Origin of the sequence: Tenacibaculum insulae (assembly GCF_964512435.1) — a bacterium.
GTDB lineage: Bacteria > Bacteroidota > Bacteroidia > Flavobacteriales > Flavobacteriaceae > Polaribacter > Polaribacter insulae_A.
This window is the reverse complement of the sequence record NZ_OZ208512.1, coordinates 2,116,596-2,132,598: the sequence shown is the minus strand read 5'-3', so window position 1 is coordinate 2,132,598 and position 16,003 is coordinate 2,116,596. Positions and strand designations below refer to the sequence as shown.

14 protein-coding genes are annotated in these 16,003 nt (G+C 29.7%); 7 read left to right on the top strand and 7 right to left on the bottom strand.

Features of this window, described 5'->3' with window-relative positions:
- Nucleotides 1–85: 85 nt before the first annotated feature.
- The 3 genes from ACN5J5_RS09850 to ACN5J5_RS09840 form a co-directional block, all read right to left on the bottom strand.
- Nucleotides 86–1,180 carry a class I SAM-dependent methyltransferase gene (locus ACN5J5_RS09850; protein ID WP_418644736.1) on the bottom strand — a complete coding sequence of 365 codons (1,095 nt, stop codon included), beginning with the start codon at nt 1,178–1,180 and terminating at the stop codon, nt 86–88.
- 49 nt (nt 1,181–1,229) lie between these two features.
- Nucleotides 1,230–2,744 carry an FMN-binding glutamate synthase family protein gene (locus ACN5J5_RS09845; RefSeq protein WP_418644735.1) on the bottom strand — a complete coding sequence of 505 codons (1,515 nt, stop codon included), beginning with the start codon at nt 2,742–2,744 and terminating at the stop codon, nt 1,230–1,232.
- A 92-nt stretch (nt 2,745–2,836) separates the two neighbouring features.
- Nucleotides 2,837–3,088 carry a type B 50S ribosomal protein L31 gene (locus tag ACN5J5_RS09840; RefSeq protein ID WP_068706007.1) on the bottom strand — a complete coding sequence of 84 codons (252 nt, stop codon included), beginning with the start codon at nt 3,086–3,088 and terminating at the stop codon, nt 2,837–2,839.
- Between the two features lie 185 nt (nt 3,089–3,273).
- On the opposite strand from ACN5J5_RS09840, the gene ACN5J5_RS09835 reads away from it, so the two are divergent.
- Both ACN5J5_RS09835 and ACN5J5_RS09830 read left to right on the top strand, forming a co-directional pair.
- A complete protein-coding gene (locus ACN5J5_RS09835; RefSeq protein WP_418644734.1) occupies nt 3,274–4,314 on the top strand; it encodes a glutaminyl-peptide cyclotransferase in 1,041 nt (346 codons plus the stop codon).
- A gap of 236 nt (nt 4,315–4,550) precedes the next feature.
- Nucleotides 4,551–6,053 carry a hypothetical protein gene (locus ACN5J5_RS09830; RefSeq protein ID WP_418644733.1) on the top strand — a complete coding sequence of 501 codons (1,503 nt, stop codon included), beginning with the start codon at nt 4,551–4,553 and terminating at the stop codon, nt 6,051–6,053.
- Nucleotides 6,054–6,057: 4 nt separating this feature from the next.
- Here ACN5J5_RS09830 and ACN5J5_RS09825 read toward each other — a convergent pair whose 3' ends face one another.
- Entirely contained in the window at nt 6,058–7,338 is a 1,281-nt protein-coding gene (locus ACN5J5_RS09825) for an amidohydrolase family protein (protein ID WP_418644732.1), read from the bottom strand.
- Nucleotides 7,339–7,412: 74 nt separating this feature from the next.
- Here ACN5J5_RS09825 and ACN5J5_RS09820 point away from each other — a divergent pair, with 74 nt between their 5' ends.
- The 3 genes from ACN5J5_RS09820 to ACN5J5_RS09810 are packed head-to-tail and all read left to right on the top strand — an operon-like array spanning nt 7,413 to nt 9,769.
- Nucleotides 7,413–8,093, top strand: coding sequence for an SDR family NAD(P)-dependent oxidoreductase (locus ACN5J5_RS09820; protein ID WP_418644731.1), 681 nt, complete (start codon nt 7,413–7,415; stop codon nt 8,091–8,093).
- Nucleotides 8,094–8,107: 14 nt separating this feature from the next.
- The gene (locus ACN5J5_RS09815) at nt 8,108–8,698 is read left to right on the top strand and encodes a SprT-like domain-containing protein (protein WP_418644730.1); all 591 of its coding nucleotides are present in this window, start codon (nt 8,108–8,110) and stop codon (nt 8,696–8,698) included.
- Nucleotides 8,699–8,710: 12 nt separating this feature from the next.
- The gene (locus ACN5J5_RS09810; protein ID WP_418644729.1) at nt 8,711–9,769 is read left to right on the top strand and encodes a mannose-1-phosphate guanylyltransferase; all 1,059 of its coding nucleotides are present in this window, start codon (nt 8,711–8,713) and stop codon (nt 9,767–9,769) included.
- A gap of 48 nt (nt 9,770–9,817) precedes the next feature.
- Here ACN5J5_RS09810 and lpxK read toward each other — a convergent pair whose 3' ends face one another.
- Entirely contained in the window at nt 9,818–10,849 is a 1,032-nt protein-coding gene (gene lpxK, locus ACN5J5_RS09805; RefSeq protein ID WP_418644728.1) for a tetraacyldisaccharide 4'-kinase, read from the bottom strand.
- A gap of 50 nt (nt 10,850–10,899) precedes the next feature.
- Here lpxK and ACN5J5_RS09800 point away from each other — a divergent pair, with 50 nt between their 5' ends.
- Nucleotides 10,900–11,994, top strand: a complete 1,095-nt coding sequence (locus ACN5J5_RS09800) for a Nif3-like dinuclear metal center hexameric protein (RefSeq protein ID WP_418644727.1) — start codon at nt 10,900–10,902, stop codon at nt 11,992–11,994.
- Nucleotides 11,995–11,997: 3 nt separating this feature from the next.
- Complete coding sequence (locus ACN5J5_RS09795; RefSeq protein WP_418644726.1) at nt 11,998–12,768, top strand: zinc ribbon domain-containing protein; 771 nt, start codon at nt 11,998–12,000, stop codon at nt 12,766–12,768.
- Nucleotides 12,769–12,914: 146 nt separating this feature from the next.
- On the opposite strand, the gene ACN5J5_RS09790 is transcribed toward ACN5J5_RS09795, so the two are convergent.
- Entirely contained in the window at nt 12,915–15,065 is a 2,151-nt protein-coding gene (locus ACN5J5_RS09790) for an OmpA family protein (RefSeq protein WP_418644725.1), read from the bottom strand.
- 11 nt (nt 15,066–15,076) lie between these two features.
- Nucleotides 15,077–15,988: a type IX secretion system membrane protein PorP/SprF gene (locus ACN5J5_RS09785; RefSeq protein WP_418644724.1), complete on the bottom strand. Its 912-nt coding sequence runs from the start codon at nt 15,986–15,988 to the stop codon at nt 15,077–15,079.
- Nucleotides 15,989–16,003: the final 15 nt, after the last annotated feature.

Sequence of the window (16,003 nt, the reverse complement as noted above, 5' to 3'; positions counted from 1 at the left end):
TGTTGACAACTTATAAAAATAATTGTTAATAACTTTTATTTGAAAAATATCAAAAAATACAAAACCAAATAAATTACCTCAAATTTTACGCTTTTAAACATTCATATATCACAAACTTTTTATTTGTAGCCAACTCAACAACGGTGGTAAATAATTTTTCTAAATGTGTTTTATAATTTAAATGTTTGTTTGCAACCAGCACAAAACGTCCCTCGGGTTTTAAACATTTTTTTACATCTTTAAAGAGTGACAAAGCTACTTCTATATTATTCTCATGTTCAAAATGAAATGGCGGATTAGAAACTACCAAATCATAATTTTCATTTATTAAAGTTTGTAAATTGTCATCACAAATAAATGTTGCTTTTGATGCTTTTAAATTTAATTTTGAAGAAGCTACCGCTAAATTAAAATCATCAATTAATGTAAGTGTTGCTGCTGTATTTTGTTTTTCAATATCGTAAGCAATCACTCCGTTACCAGAGGCAACATCGAGTATTTTTAATTCACTTGGCTTAACTATTAAATTTTCCAACAAAAACTGTGTTCCGATATCTACTTTACCTGAAGAAAAAACCCCGTAATATTGACAAAGATATTCATCCTTCCAAGTAATTTTATGCATCAATTCTTTATATCGAATTAATTGCTTTGGTTTTTTTAAAATTAATAATCGTGCTTTTTTCCAAGCTTTCGTCTGCTCTACTTCATCAAAATACAACTCTGCGATTTTTAAAAATGATGCTGAAAAATATTTAGTCATAAATCCGCAAACAACTTCTGTTTTATCATTTGTCGTTTTATGAATTTGTTGTAAAAAAAGCTCAAACAACTCTAAAGATTTCGGCACTTTAAGCAAAGCCAATTCAACCAAACCTAAATTATCTAAAGGTGATTTGTAAACCACATCCGCAGAAAAATCATTTAACTTTAAGTTTTTAGTAATTGCTTTTTGCTGACTCGCATACGTCCAAACAGTGGTACAATTTTTATCATTTAAAACAGTATTCCAAATTCCAAATCTGTCGTTAAACAAATGAATGTTCTTTGTTTTTTTATCAGCTACATAATCCAACACCAATAGTTCTGCATTACTCCATGCTCGCAATGATTTATCATCCGTTTTTGGATATCGTTCTACTTGGTATGCTTTTGAATTAAACTCTAATTTTGTTTCCAATCGTTTTATATTATGTAAATATCATTCCTTGTAAAATATAGAAATGACATTAATACAATTCGTAAATTTTATCTAATGACGTAATATCACCCGCTTTATTTCTTCTAAAAATATCCGTTGCTTTTATAGCAGAAATAGATTCTTTTCCCATTGCAGCTACTACTTCTTTTACAGCTGCTATTGTTTTGTCATGGTAATTTTTAACACGTATATTTTTATCGCCCACAACCAATGCTGCTACCAAATCTTCATCTTGTGTTGCTACTCCAACAGGGCACGTATCTAAATTACATTCACGCGCCTGAATACAACCTAAACTTAACATAAAACTACGCGCCATGGCAATAGCATCTGCCCCTAAAGCTTTATATTTTATAATATCAAAAGCATCAATTGCTTTTCCGCTTGCTATAATTTTCACGTGCTCCCTTAATTGATATTTCTTTAATGTTTTGTTTACAAAAACTAGCCCTTCTAGCAACGGAGTTCCTATATAATTAGAAAACTCTAAAGGCGCAGCACCGGTACCTCCTTCTCCTCCATCAACTGAAATAAAATCTGGATAATTATTAGCTTCAGAAAAAGCTTGAATCATCGCTTCTATTTCTTCATTATTTCCAACACAAAACTTAATTCCCACTGGTTTACCTTCGGATAACACTCGTACCTCATCAATAAAAGAAATCATTTCTTTAAAATTAGAAAAAGCGGTATGATTAGGAGGTGAATCTACTTTTGTAAATGGTTTAACAGCCCTAATTTTCGCAATTTCTTCCGTGTTTTTTTTAGCGGGCAAAATTCCTCCATGACCAGGTTTAGCTCCTTGTGAAAATTTAATTTCAATCATTTTCACTTCTGGTCTAATAGCGTTTTCTTTAAAAATATCAGCATCAAAAACACGTTTTCCATTTACATTTTTTCCTGCACCGAAATACCCTGTTCCTACCTGAAAAATTAAATCTCCGCCTTGTAAATGATATGGTGAAATTCCTCCTTCTCCCGTATTGTGGGCAAAATTTGCCATTTTCGCACCTTGGTTAAGCGCCATAATTGCGTTTTTACTTAAAGAACCAAAAGACATTGCTGATATATTTACAATAGAAGCATCGTACTTTTGAGTACACTTGTTAGAACCAATTATAACTCTTTCTCCTAAAATATGATGATGATCTTTAGGAAATAATGAATGTTTTACAAACTCATACCCTTTTTCGTACACATTATGTTGCGTACCAAATGGTACAGTTTCTATTTCTTTTTTAGAACGTTGGTATACAATACTTCTTTTTTCGCGATTAATTGGCGTTCCGTTTAAATCATCTTCAATAAAATATTGTTGAATTTTTTCGCGTTCTTCTTCAAAAACCCATCGCAAACGAGCAATTACTGGAAAAGCTCTCATTAACGAATGTTTTTTTTGAATAAAAGCATCGTACAATGCCAATATGGTTACAGCAGTAGCAGTTGTAAATAAAATATAGTTTCCAACATCAGAAATAAAGTAAACTAACACACCGCAAAGTAGATTAACAACTATAATAACTGCTAAAATTGTATCTCTCATTTTAATAATTTTACTTAGCTAAAGTACAAGATTTTTGCATAAAAAAAGCTCTAACAATTGTTAGAGCTTTTAAATATTTTAGATACTTGAAATTATTTTTTAAATTTCGCGTATTTATTTTTGAACTTATCAATACGTCCTGCAGTATCAACTAATTTAGACTTACCTGTATAGAAAGGGTGAGAAGTTCTTGAAATTTCTAATTTGATTAATGGATACTCAGTTCCTTCTACGTCTAAAGTTTCTTTAGTGTTAGCAGTTGAACGTGTTAAAAATACATCTCCGTTAGACATATCTTTAAAAGCTACCATTCTATAATTTTCTGGATGTATTCCTTTACGCATCTTAAATGACTTTTAAATATTGTTTTAATTTTTTATCAAACGTTGTAAAAATGGTAAGGTTTTACACTAAAAATAATATTTAGCTGTTTGAGGGTGCAAATTTAACCATATTTTTTAATTTTCAAACAAATAAATTGTTTTAATTTGTAGTGTAAACGAATAAATTAGAAATTAAACTATAAAATATGCGTATTTATACATACTTAGCTTTAGCTTTATCAACAATATTTATTACTTCTTGTAGTAATACTAGGTACAAATTTAAGTTAAATACTTCTAAAAAAACTACTTTAGGGCAAAAGGCTGCTATTAAATTTGAGCAACTTAAAGGAGATAAAATAGATTCTGTACATTTATTCGTTAACAAAAAACGCGTAAATAAAAATGAAACTAGTGTTACTGTTAATACTGCCAATTTTGGTGTTGGTAAACATTTAGTTACCGCATTGGCTTTTTATCCTAATAAGTCTAAAAAAATTAATAATTCTATTGAGGTTTTAGCTAAAACTGCCCCTGCTGTTTACAACTATAAAATTGTAAACACTTATCCGCACGATAAAGATGCGTACACACAAGGCTTAGAATACAAGGATGGTTTTTTATATGAATCTACAGGACGTAGAGGACAATCTACTTTAAGAAAGGTGGATTTAAAAACTGGTGAAATTCTACAAAAAGTAGCTTTAGGCAAAGAATACTTTGGTGAAGGAATGACTATTTTTAACAACAAAATATACTGGTTAACATGGCAAGCTCGTAAAGGTTTTGTGTACGATTTAGAAACCTTTAAGTTAATTGATGAATTTGCATATAACCACAGTAACGAAGGTTGGGGATTAACTCACGATGCAGATGAATTAATAAAATCTGACGGAACTAATAGAATTTGGTTTTTAAACACCGATAATCAACAAGAAAAAAGAAGTATTCAAGTTTACACCAATAAATATCCTGTAGATAATTTAAATGAAATCGAATTAATTAACGGTAAAATTTATGCAAACAAATGGCAACAAAACTCAATTGTAATAATTAATCCAGAAACTGGTGTTGTTGATGGTGTTGCTAATTTAAACGGATTAAGAGATATTGTTGCTAAAGATCAAAATTTAGAACCTAGCGATGATGTTTTAAACGGAATTGCTTACGACAAAGAAAACAACCGTTTGTTTGTTACTGGTAAACATTGGGGAAAATTATTTGAAATAGAATTGATTAAAAAATAAACTAATTTTAACTCTTGTGTATTTGAAAAGACATTTGTAAGCTCGAGTAAAATTATGAAAGGGTTTTTGAAATTTACGTGTTAAGAAAGCTATTCTCGATACTATTTTCTGTCGAAAATTACTCGAATTGACACTTTTTTATATACCTATAAGTACACAATAAATTAATTCGTTAAAAAAAAGAGTATCTTAGATAAACTCAAAATACCACAAAACAAGACTAACAACTGTTATATATGAGATATACCCTTCAATTTTTAGCTATCTTTATTTTAATTGCGGTTAGTTCGTGTAGAAAAGATTTTGATACCGTTCCTAATTTTGGGAAACTCGAATTTTCTAAAGACACCATTTTTTTAGACACCATTTTTTCTAACATCGGTTCTGCCACCTATAATTTAAAAGTTTATAATAAAAGTAGTAAATCAATTACCATTCCTGAAATTAAACTAGAAAACGGATTTACTTCAAATTATCGTTTAAATGTTGATGGAATTGCTGGTAAAAATTTTAAAGACATTGATATTTTAGCCAACGACAGCATTTATGTTTTTATCGAAACAACAGTAGATTTTAACAGCATAACCAATCCGTTATACACTGATAAAATTTTGTTCGACAATGGTAATAATCAACAAAAGGTAAATTTAATTACGTTAATACAAGATGCTAATTTTATTTTTCCTGCTAAAAACAGCATGGGAATTGAAACCTTAACAATAAATGGCGAGGATTCTGATATACAAGGACGTTTTTTAACGGATAGTGAGCTTATTTTTACTGATGATAAACCGTATGTAATATATGGTTATGCAGGAGTACCAGCAGATAAAACACTAACTATTAATGCAGGTGCAAAAATTTATTTTCATAAAAATTCAGGGTTACTTGTTGATAAAAAAGGGAGTTTAAAAATTAACGGAACACTTGATAAAAAAGTAGTTTTTGAAGGTGATAGATTAGAAAATCGTTTTAGCGAAATACCAGGACAATGGGGAACCATTTGGATGCGAGCCGGAAGTAAAGAGAATGAAATTAATCATGCTTTAATAAAAAATGCAAGCATCGGTATTTTAGTTGATAGCTTAGGCACTGCTAATACTCCTACTCTTTTTATTAAAAACACCGAAATATACAACAGTGCTAACAACGGTATCTTAGCAAGAAACACTAATATTAAAGGCGAAAACGTGGTTATTGGTAATTCTGGACAATCTGCCTTAGCTTGTACTTATGGCGGAACTTACAATTTTACACACGCTACTTTTGCTAATTATTGGAGTAATAGTTTTCGTCAATTACCAACCGTTTTAATAAACAATCACCATACGTTTATTGATGCTAATAATCAAGAGAAAACAGTAACCGAAAACTTAAATGCTGCGAATTTTACCAATTGTATTATTGATGGAAATAATAATATTGAGTTGATTTTAGATAAAGTAGCTGATGGTACAACTTTTAATTACAGTTTTCAAAATTCAATGATTCAGTTTAACGACTTTAACAACAACTTTACCAATATTGATGAATTAAATTTTGAGGATACAAATCATTATCAAAATATTATTTTAAACGGTGATCCTAATTTTAAAAACACGTCGTTAAACAACTTTAATATTGGCGAAAATTCTGATGCTATTAATAAAGCTAAAACTTCATCAATTTCAGAAGATATTTTAGGGATTAACAGAACTACAAATCCTGATATTGGAGCATATCAACATAGTAATTTTTAAATAGTTATTTCTTATAAACTTTTCCGTTTTTCATAACAAAAACAACATTTTCCATTGTATGTATGTTTTTAGTTGGATCTTCATTAACTGCAATAATATCAGCAAAAAAACCTTTTTTAATCTGACCAATTTCAGAGTTCATTTTTAAGATTTTAGCATTGGTAATTGTTGCTGATTGTATAGTTTCTATAGCAGGCATTCCTGCTTCAACCATGTAACCAAATTCTTTTCCATTATTTCCATGTTTAAAAACACCTGCATCGGTACCAAATGCAATTCCAACGCCTTTTTTATACGCTTTTGCAAAAGTTCCTTGAATTTGTGGACCAACCGCTAATGCCTTTGGCACAACTATATCTGGATAAAATCCTTTTATTTTTGCTTTCTCCTCTACCTCTTTTCCTGCGGTAATCGTTGGCACTAAAAACGCATTGTGTTTTTTCATCAACTCCATTGTTTTATCGCTCATATAAGTTCCGTGTTCAATCGTTTTAACACCACCTATAATTGCACGTTGCATTCCTTCATCTCCATGTGCGTGGGCAGCTACATGCATTCCGTAATCTTTTGCAGTATTACATATTTCTTTAATTTCCTCTATCGTAAATTGAGGATTATCTCCTGATTTTGCAACACTTAAAACACCGCCAGTTGCAGTAATTTTAATACAATCTGCTCCGTTCTTATAACGTTGGCGAACTGCTTTTTTAGCATCTTCAACAGAATTTACAACACCTTCTTTTGGTCCTGGATTACCAATTAACTTTCTGCTACTTCCGTTTGTAGGATCTGCATGACCACCTGTGGTTGCTAATGATTTTCCTGCTGTAAAAACCCTTGGGCCAGGAATTTTACCAGCGTCGATTGCTTTTTTTATCGAAATATTTACACCACTTCCTCCTAAATCTCTTACTGTTGTAAATCCTTTTAACAAAGTAGTTTTTGCAAAACCTACAGAATTAAAAGCCACGTCTGCTTCATTTAAAATATATTTATTTAATCGTGTTTTTGCATCAAATTCCATTTCAATATGAACATGCATATCAATTAATCCGGGCATTACTACTTTATCTCGTAAATCAATCATTTTAGAGGTTTTATCTCTAGGCATTACATAACCATTTTTTATTCCTGTAATTTTATCTGCCTTAACTACAATTGTTTTTTCTGAATAAATTTTGCCTGATTCTGTATCAATCAATTTTCCGCAAAGTATGTATGTATTTTGCGCAAACGAATAACTTATTGACACTAAGAACAACAATAAAAAACTGATTTTTTTCATGATAAAAAATTTAATTAGATTGATAAATGTATGAAAATTTTAAGTAGCTTGCTTTTTTAATTCAGCTTTATTAAATGAAAAACATAGTTATTACAGGAACCAGTAGAGGTATTGGTTTTGAATTAGCACAACAATTTGCTAACCAAGGACATAATGTACTTGCTTTGTCGAGAAACACAAAAACTTTAGAGAGTATCAGTCTTAAAAATATTACCACTATTTCTGTTGATTTATCTAATGAAAACGATATTTTAAAAGCGGTTAATTTTATTAAAGAAGAATGGAAACAAGTTGATGTTCTTATTAACAATGCTGGTAAACTAATTAATAAACCTTTTACAGAATTATCGATGGCTGATTTTGAAGAAGTTTATAAAGTAAATGTTTTTGCGGTTGCTGAATTAACCAAACACTTAATTCCGTTTTTATCAAAAGGAAGCCATGTAGTTACCGTTAGTTCTATGGGCGGAATTCAAGGAAGCATGAAATTCCCAGGGTTGGCAGCTTATAGCTCAGCAAAAGGAGCTGTAATTACCTTATCTGAATTATTAGCAGAAGAGTATAAAGAGCAGCAAATAGCTTTTAATGTTTTGGCATTAGGTGCCGTACAAACCGAAATGTTAGAAGAAGCTTTTCCTGGTTATATTGCGCCGTTATCGGCTAAAGAAATGGCCAATTATATTTTTGATTTTTCATTAACTGGTAACAAATTTTACAACGGTAAAGTATTACAAGTATCTAGCTCTACTCCATAAAAACGATTATTTTTTTGTACAAAACACTTGTAAAATATATTCCTGAAAAAGCAATTCCGTTAGTTGAATATTTAATTAACGAGCATAAAATTAATCTTAAAATTGTAAATCAACGTGAAACAAAACATGGCGATTTTAGAACTTTTGCTAACGGACAAACACAAATTACTGTTAATAATAATTTAAACGAATATCAGTTTTTATTAACTTTAGTACATGAAATTGCACATCATGTTACACATAAAAAATTTGGTCGTGTACAACCTCATGGTAAACATTGGAAAACTGTTTTTCAACATTTAATGTTGCCTTTTTTACAGCCAGATATTTATCCGAAGAAAATATTACCTTATTTAGCTAATTATTTAAAAAATCCGAAAGCAAGTACTGATACCGATGTTCATTTATCATTAGCATTGCGAGATGGAAAAGCTGAAAATGGTAAAAATTTTATCTTTGAAATACCTATTAACGGCACTTTTCAATTTAAAAATACGTTATACAAACGAGGTAGCAAACGTAGAACACGCTACGAATGTGTAAATTTAACAAACAAACGTGTGTATCTTTTTAATCAAAATGCAGAAGTGTTACTTATTAAATAGTAGTTTTACAGTATGAATAACAATTATTACGCAGTAATTATGGCAGGTGGTGTTGGCTCTCGTTTTTGGCCAGTAAGCACCCAAGAATACCCAAAACAATTTCATGACATGTTAGATACGGGAGAATCGTTAATTCAACGTACTTTTAATCGAATTAATGCATTAATTCCGTCTGAAAACATCTTAATAGCCACCAATGCACGTTATGAAAGCTTGGTTTTAGAGCAATTACCAAAAACCACTAAAAAACAGTTATTATTAGAACCTGCAATGCGTAATACTGCGCCTTGTATTTTATATGCTGCTGCAAAAATTCATGCGAAAAACCCGAATGCAGTAATGCTTGTTGCTCCTTCTGATCATTGGATAGAAAATGAGACTGAATTTTTAAAAAATATTAAAACATCTTTTAAAAAATCAGCAGAAAGCAACATTTTAATGACTTTAGGTATTCAACCTGATGCTCCAAATACTGGTTATGGATATATTCAATTCGATAACAATTCTTCAGATATAAAAAAAGTAAAAAACTTTACCGAAAAACCCAATTTAGAAACAGCAAAGCAATTTATTGCTAGTGGAGATTATTTATGGAATGCCGGAATTTTTGTGTGGGCTACTAAAAGTATTTTAGCATCATTTAAAAATAATTTACCCGATATGACGGCTATTTTAAATGATGATAAAATAATTTACAACACCGATTTAGAGCTAGATTTTATAAAAGATAATTACGAAAAATGTGAAAATATTTCGATTGATTACGGAATTATGGAACGCGCTGACAATGTATATGTTTTACCTACAAATTTTGGCTGGAACGATCTAGGTACTTGGGGCTCTTTATATAATAAACTAGAAAAAGACGCTGAAAATAACGCTGTTGTTGGTGCTGATACTCTTTTTAGAGATGCCAACGGAAATATGATTCGTACCGAAAGTGGTAAAAAAGTAATTATTCAAGGTTTAAACGATTTTATTGTGGTTGAAAAAGAAGGTGTGCTTTTAATTTGCCCGAGAAAAGATGAACAAGACATTAAACAAATTAGTGCCGAAGCTAACAAAATATAAATTTAACGAGTAAATACTTTTCAACTGCGTTTTAACAGGTAATAAAAATTACTTTATTTTATGTATCTCATTAAAAATAAAAGTATTAAAGGCTTTTTCTTTGTTTAAAAAAGTACTTTTAATAGAAATATAACTAAGATTTTTAAGCTTTCCTTCTAAACGCATGTAATCTTTTTCTGTTGTTAAAATCATTGAATTACTTGCAGATAAATTTTTAAACTCTCTTTTTATTTTTAAAATATCTTTATCAGTAAAATCATAATGATCTGGATATTCTAAATGCTTAAAATTTATTTTTTCTTCGGATAAAAAAGTCAATAACGAAGTAGGATTTGCAATTCCTGTTACCAATAAAACCTCTTTTTGTTTTAAATCAGTAATTTTTAGTGCTGTTTCGCTTCCTTTTAAATTATTATCATAAGAAATTGTAGTAAAAAATACTTGCTGATTTGCTTTAGGATTGATTTTTTTTACAATTTCGGCTTTCTTTTCTTCGGATAAATTTTTAGGGCATTTAGTTACCACAATTACATCAGCTCTTTTTGCGCCTCTTTTACTTTCTCTTAAATTTCCGGTAGGTAAAATAAAATCATCCGTATATAAATCTGTAAATTTTGTAAGTAATATATAGGTGCTTCCTTTTACTTTTCTATGCTGATAAGCATCATCTAACAAAATAACTTGAGGCGAGTTATTATTTAATAATTGTTGTATTCCGTTAGTTCTATCAGCATCAACAGCAATAATAGCATCGTTTTTAAACTTTTTATAAAACTGTAACGGTTCATCACCAACATCAGCAGCCAAATGATTTGAGTTTACTATTTGAAAACCTGTTGTTTGTCGTTTATAACCTCTACTTAAAACGGCTATTTTATAAGTGTCTTTTAATAAACGAAGTAAATATTCTATTTGTGGCGATTTTCCAGTACCACCAACACTTAAATTACCTACTACAATAACAGGAATATTAAACGTAGAAGTTTTAAAAATTCCGACATCAAAAAAACGATTACGAATACTAGTAATAGCGTCATAAATAACGGCAAACGGAAATAATAAAAATCGGAGTAACTTCATTACATCAAAAGTAATAAAAATCTTAACTTTGATTCAAGATATTTTAAATTATGCAAATAAAAGACGTTACCAATTATATTGAAAAACTTGCACCGCTTTCGTATGCTGAAGATTTTGACAATGTTGGCTTGTTAATAGGAAATTATAATACCAAGGTAAGTGGCGTTTTAGTTACGCTTGATACTTTAGAGCAAACTGTTGATGAAGCAATTGCTAAAAACTGTAACTTAATTATTAGTTTTCATCCAATTGTTTTTAGTGGGTTGAAAAAAATAAACGGAAATAATTATGTTGAGCGTGTGGTTTTAAAAGCCATACAGAATAATATTGCTATTTATGCTACACATACTGCTTTAGATAATGTAAATAATGGTGTTTCGGCTAAAATGTGCGAAGTTTTAGGTTTAAAAAACTGTAAAACGTTAATTCCTAAAAAAGGAATCATTAAAAAATTAACCACGTATGCACCTACTAAAGATGCTGAAAACATACGTACAGCTCTTTTTAACGCAGGAGCTGGTAATATTGGTAATTATAGTAATTGTTCTTTTAGTATTGAGGGGAAAGGAAGTTACCTAGGAGGTGAAAATTCTAATCCGACTATTGGCGAAAAAGGAGCATTTATCTTTGAAGAAGAAACGTGTATTTCAGTAACGTTTAATCGTTTTTTAGAAGGTAAAATCCTTAAAACATTGTTCGAAAATCATCCTTATGAAGAAGTTGCTTATGAAGTAACTACATTAGATAATAAAAATCAAAATGTAGGAATGGGTATGATTGGTGAATTTACTAAAGAAATGAACGAAAAAGAATTTTTATCTTTCGTTAAAAAAACCTTTAAAACCAACTGTGTAAGACATTCTGAACTTTTAGGAAAATCAATAAAAAAAGTAGCTGTTTTAGGTGGTTCTGGTAGCTTTGCAATAAGTAATGCAATGCAATTAAATGCTGATGCTTATATTAGTGCTGATTTTAAATATCACGAGTTTTTTAAAGCTGAAAAAAGAATACTACTTGCTGATGTGGGACATTATGAGAGTGAACAGTTTACAAAAAACCTTTTGAGTGAGTATCTTCGTAAAAAATTTAGTACTTTTGCGATTATTTTAAGTGAAAAAAGTACAAATCCAATACACTATATATAACAGATGGCAAAAAAAGAAGTAACGGTAGAAGAAAAATTAAGAGCCTTATACGATTTACAGTTGATCGATTCTAGAATTGACGAAATCAGAAACGTTCGTGGTGAATTACCTTTAGAAGTTGAAGATTTAGAAGATGAAGTTGCCGGATTAAATACTAGACTTTCTAATTTAAAAGAAGAAGCTACAAGCTTAGATACTGATATTAGCAATAAAAAATTAGCTATTACAGAATCTAAAGCATTAATTGAAAAGTACGAAGAACAACAAAAAAATGTTCGTAACAATCGTGAATTTGACTCTTTAACTAAAGAAGTAGAATTTCAGGAGTTAGAAATTCAATTATCTGAAAAGAGAATTAAAGAATTTAAAGTTAAGATCGTTCAGAAAAATGAAGTTATTGATGCTACTAAAGAAAAATTAAAGCAGCAAGAAAATCATTTAACTCATAAAAAAAATGAATTAGATGCGATTTTAAAAGAAACGGAAAAAGAAGAGCAATTATTAAAAGAAAAATCTGTAGAATATTCAAAATCTATTGATGATCATTTATTAACTGCTTATAACAGAATTAGAAATAAAGTAAGAAACGGATTAGCTGTAGTTGCTATTGAACGTGGAGCTGCTGGTGGGTCTTTCTTTACAATACCACCTCAGGTACAATTAGAGATTGCTAACCGTAAAAAAATTACAATTGACGAGCACAGTGGACGTATTTTAGTTGATGCAGCATTAGCTCAAGAAGAAAAAGAAAAAATAGACAATTTATTTGTTTAATCTTTTTCTTAAAATATAAAAAAAAGCTCTCGTTTTACGAGAGCTTTTTTTATTACTCAAATATTTATACCAGAAATACTCCATAAAAAAAGCCCCTTAAAAGGGGCTTCTAAGCATAACATGCTTAAATTTAGGGGGAACTCAAATTAATTTTTGTAATTTATTTTAAAGTTCTTTTTATCTTTATCACAATTTTCTTCAGCTCCTTTAACACACTTATCTGTTGCTGATGCTTTTCTTCCTGATTTTTTAAAGCTTCGTTTTAAAAATTGTAAGAAATTAGTTTTTTTCTTTATTCTTTTTTGAGCTGCTATTTTTTTTGCTTCCTGTCTTGCTTTAATTTTTTCTACCCCTTTAAGAATAAAAAAGTAGGAACGTCTATTTTCTTGATGCTCTTCCTCTGTACACTTATTTTTATTCGCATCATTACATTTATTTAATAATTGGTCTTCTCCGTAACCAACAGCACTTAAAATTCTCTTTTTATTAATTCCTCTTGATAAAATATAATCTCTTGTAGATTTAGCTCTTCTGTCTGATAATCTTCTATTCGACTCTCTTGTCCCTCTACTATCAGTATGTGATTCGATTTTAATAATCACTTCTGGATGATTATTCATTACTGTTATTATACTTTCTAGTTCGTATTGAGCATCTTCTCTAATAATTGACTTTCCATAGTCAAAATATATAGGATTAATAACAATTTGATCTCCAACAATTAAAGGAATCAATTCTAAATTGGCTTTACTTGTTTGCCCTTTAATTATAGAGACAGTTTTTTTATTTGTTGATTTATGGTCTAATTTACTTGCTATAACGGTTAAAGTATTGTCACATAATATTTCATCAAAAACATAGTTACCATTACTATCAGATAGTGTTTCTTTTACAACCTGACCTTCGTTATTAATCAACTTAATTAATGCCCCATCAACTGGCGTATTATTTATAGTTTCTGTTACGACACCGTTAATAGATTCTGCACAAATTGGAGGATCTGTATACATATAAAAACTATAAATATCATCATCTCCTTTACCTCCATCTCTATTAGATGAAAAGAATCCTTTTTTACCTTCTTCATCTATATAAAAAGAAAAATCATCTCTTTTACTATTAAATGGATGCCCTAAATTTTCTGCTTTAGAGTATATCGTATCTTTTTCTATTTTTGATTGAAAAATATCTAAAAGCCCTAAACCTAAATGTCCGTTTGATGAAAAATACAATGTATTATCTTCACTTATAAAAGGAAACATTTCCTTATCAGAAGTATTAATAGTTTCTCCTAAATTTACAGGATCTCCATATTCATCATTACCTAAAATAGCTACTTTATATATATCTGTAACACCAAAACCACCTGGCATGTTAGAAACAAAATACAAGTTTTTTTCGTCTGGACTTAAAGCTGGATGCCCAACAGAATATTCGTCGTTATTAAATGGTAACTCTTTTACATTTACCCAATATCCGTTAACAAAACTAGCGGTATATATTTTTAAATTTGATGTGTTTTTTTTATCTCTTCTCGCCTTTTTTCCATTTACATTATTTCTAGTGAAATAAATAGTTTTACCATCTTTTGTAAAAACTGGAGTAGATTCGTGAAAATCAGATGTAATTGGAACATCTATTAAACTACGATTTACTAAAGTTAAAACGGTATCTTTTTCGCTTTCTTCTAACGATTTAATTTCTTCATCAGCTTTATAAATATTTAAAAATGGTTGATTGTTCCATTTATAAATACGTTCTTTTTTTCCTCCTTTAGGAGTTGCTGACGTGTAATATGATTTTCCGTTTAATAAAAATCCTCCAAAATCAGAAAATTCAGTATTGATAGCTAAATTTCTAACACCAATTCGGATTTCATTTGTAGAATAATCAGACAAATAATCTTCTTTTTGAAGTTCTACTTTTCTATTATTTTTATCAGAAGAAGCTAATGTTAAAAATATTGAATCTGACTTTTTATATTTACCATTACTCCTTAATACTTGAGCATATTTAAATAAATATTTTTCTTCTAGTTTTTCTTTATAAATTTCCCCTAACTTTTTATACCAAAATTCTGCTTGTTCAGTTTGGGCATTATTATAATAAGATTCCGCTAAACGACTTATTACATGTTTAGAAGTGTCTCCTTTTTTTTCAACTAAAGCTTTATACAGTTTTGCTGATTGTATGTATGAAAATTCATTAAAATAGCGATCAGCAACTTTTTTGCTTTGCCCAAAACTTTTCATTGTTACTATTAAAATAGTTAATAGTAACACTTTTTTTAATTTCATAGAATATTTTTTTAAAAGAATCGAGGGGATCTATACCTTGTATTCCTTAACATATCATACTGTAACATTATTTCGTGTGTTCCTGAGTTAGTTACATTATAATTAGAGGTTGTTAAATCGTATGAATAACCTATTAGCATTTTTTCAGATACTTGAAAACCTAGAAGAGCACTTATCGAATCGTCCCATCTCCAAGCTAAACCTGCTCTAAATTTTTCATTAAATAACAAATTTGCAGATATATCTAAAGATAAAGGGGCACCAGAAACTGCTTTTAAAAGTGCTGCTGGTTTAAATTTTAAATCTTCATTTATATCATATACATAACCTGCAATAAAGAAAAAGTGCATTCTTTCTACAGCTGTTGTTTGTGCATTTGCTATACTTTCATCATAGTGCTCTATTCTTAAAATATTAGGCACAGATAAACCTACATACCAATCTGGTTCGTGATAGTAAATTCCGGCTCCAACTGTTGGTAAAAACTTGTTGACATTTTCGCCAAAAATTTGCTCGTTTTGATTTGCAGTTCCTTTACTCCAATCAATATTTAAAAACCTACCTCCTAAACGTAAACCAAAGGCTAAGTTACCTTCTTCGCCTGTTTCAATAGTATAAGATAAATTTGCATCTATATAAAATTCACTCGATGGACCTATTTCATCGTTTACTAAATTTATTCCTAAACCTAAACCTGAATATCCTATTGGAGTATCATAACTTAAGTTTTGTGTGTTAGGAGCTCCTTCAAAACCTACCCATTGCATTCTTCCAATAGCAGTTATGCTACCATAACCTTTAGAGCCAGCATATGCAGGATTTACACTCATTGTATTATACATGTATTGTGTGTATTGAGGATCTTGTTGCGCTTGCATACCTGTTATAATACAAACCAAGATAATACTTAAAAATAATTTCATACGATATAAAATTTT

Coding starts and splice junctions, on each gene's coding strand:
- ACN5J5_RS09845 (WP_418644735.1), bottom strand. CDS start 2,744: ATGAGAGATACAATTTTAGCAGTTATTATAGTTGTTAATCTACTTTGC.
- ACN5J5_RS09820 (WP_418644731.1), top strand. CDS start 7,413: ATGAAAAACATAGTTATTACAGGAACCAGTAGAGGTATTGGTTTTGAA.
- ACN5J5_RS09840 (WP_068706007.1), bottom strand. CDS start 3,088: ATGCGTAAAGGAATACATCCAGAAAATTATAGAATGGTAGCTTTTAAA.
- ACN5J5_RS09800 (WP_418644727.1), top strand. CDS start 10,900: ATGCAAATAAAAGACGTTACCAATTATATTGAAAAACTTGCACCGCTT.
- ACN5J5_RS09835 (WP_418644734.1), top strand. CDS start 3,274: ATGCGTATTTATACATACTTAGCTTTAGCTTTATCAACAATATTTATT.
- lpxK (WP_418644728.1), bottom strand. CDS start 10,849: ATGAAGTTACTCCGATTTTTATTATTTCCGTTTGCCGTTATTTATGAC.
- ACN5J5_RS09790 (WP_418644725.1), bottom strand. CDS start 15,065: ATGAAATTAAAAAAAGTGTTACTATTAACTATTTTAATAGTAACAATG.
- ACN5J5_RS09830 (WP_418644733.1), top strand. CDS start 4,551: ATGAGATATACCCTTCAATTTTTAGCTATCTTTATTTTAATTGCGGTT.
- ACN5J5_RS09810 (WP_418644729.1), top strand. CDS start 8,711: ATGAATAACAATTATTACGCAGTAATTATGGCAGGTGGTGTTGGCTCT.
- ACN5J5_RS09795 (WP_418644726.1), top strand. CDS start 11,998: ATGGCAAAAAAAGAAGTAACGGTAGAAGAAAAATTAAGAGCCTTATAC.
- ACN5J5_RS09825 (WP_418644732.1), bottom strand. CDS start 7,338: ATGAAAAAAATCAGTTTTTTATTGTTGTTCTTAGTGTCAATAAGTTAT.
- ACN5J5_RS09785 (WP_418644724.1), bottom strand. CDS start 15,988: ATGAAATTATTTTTAAGTATTATCTTGGTTTGTATTATAACAGGTATG.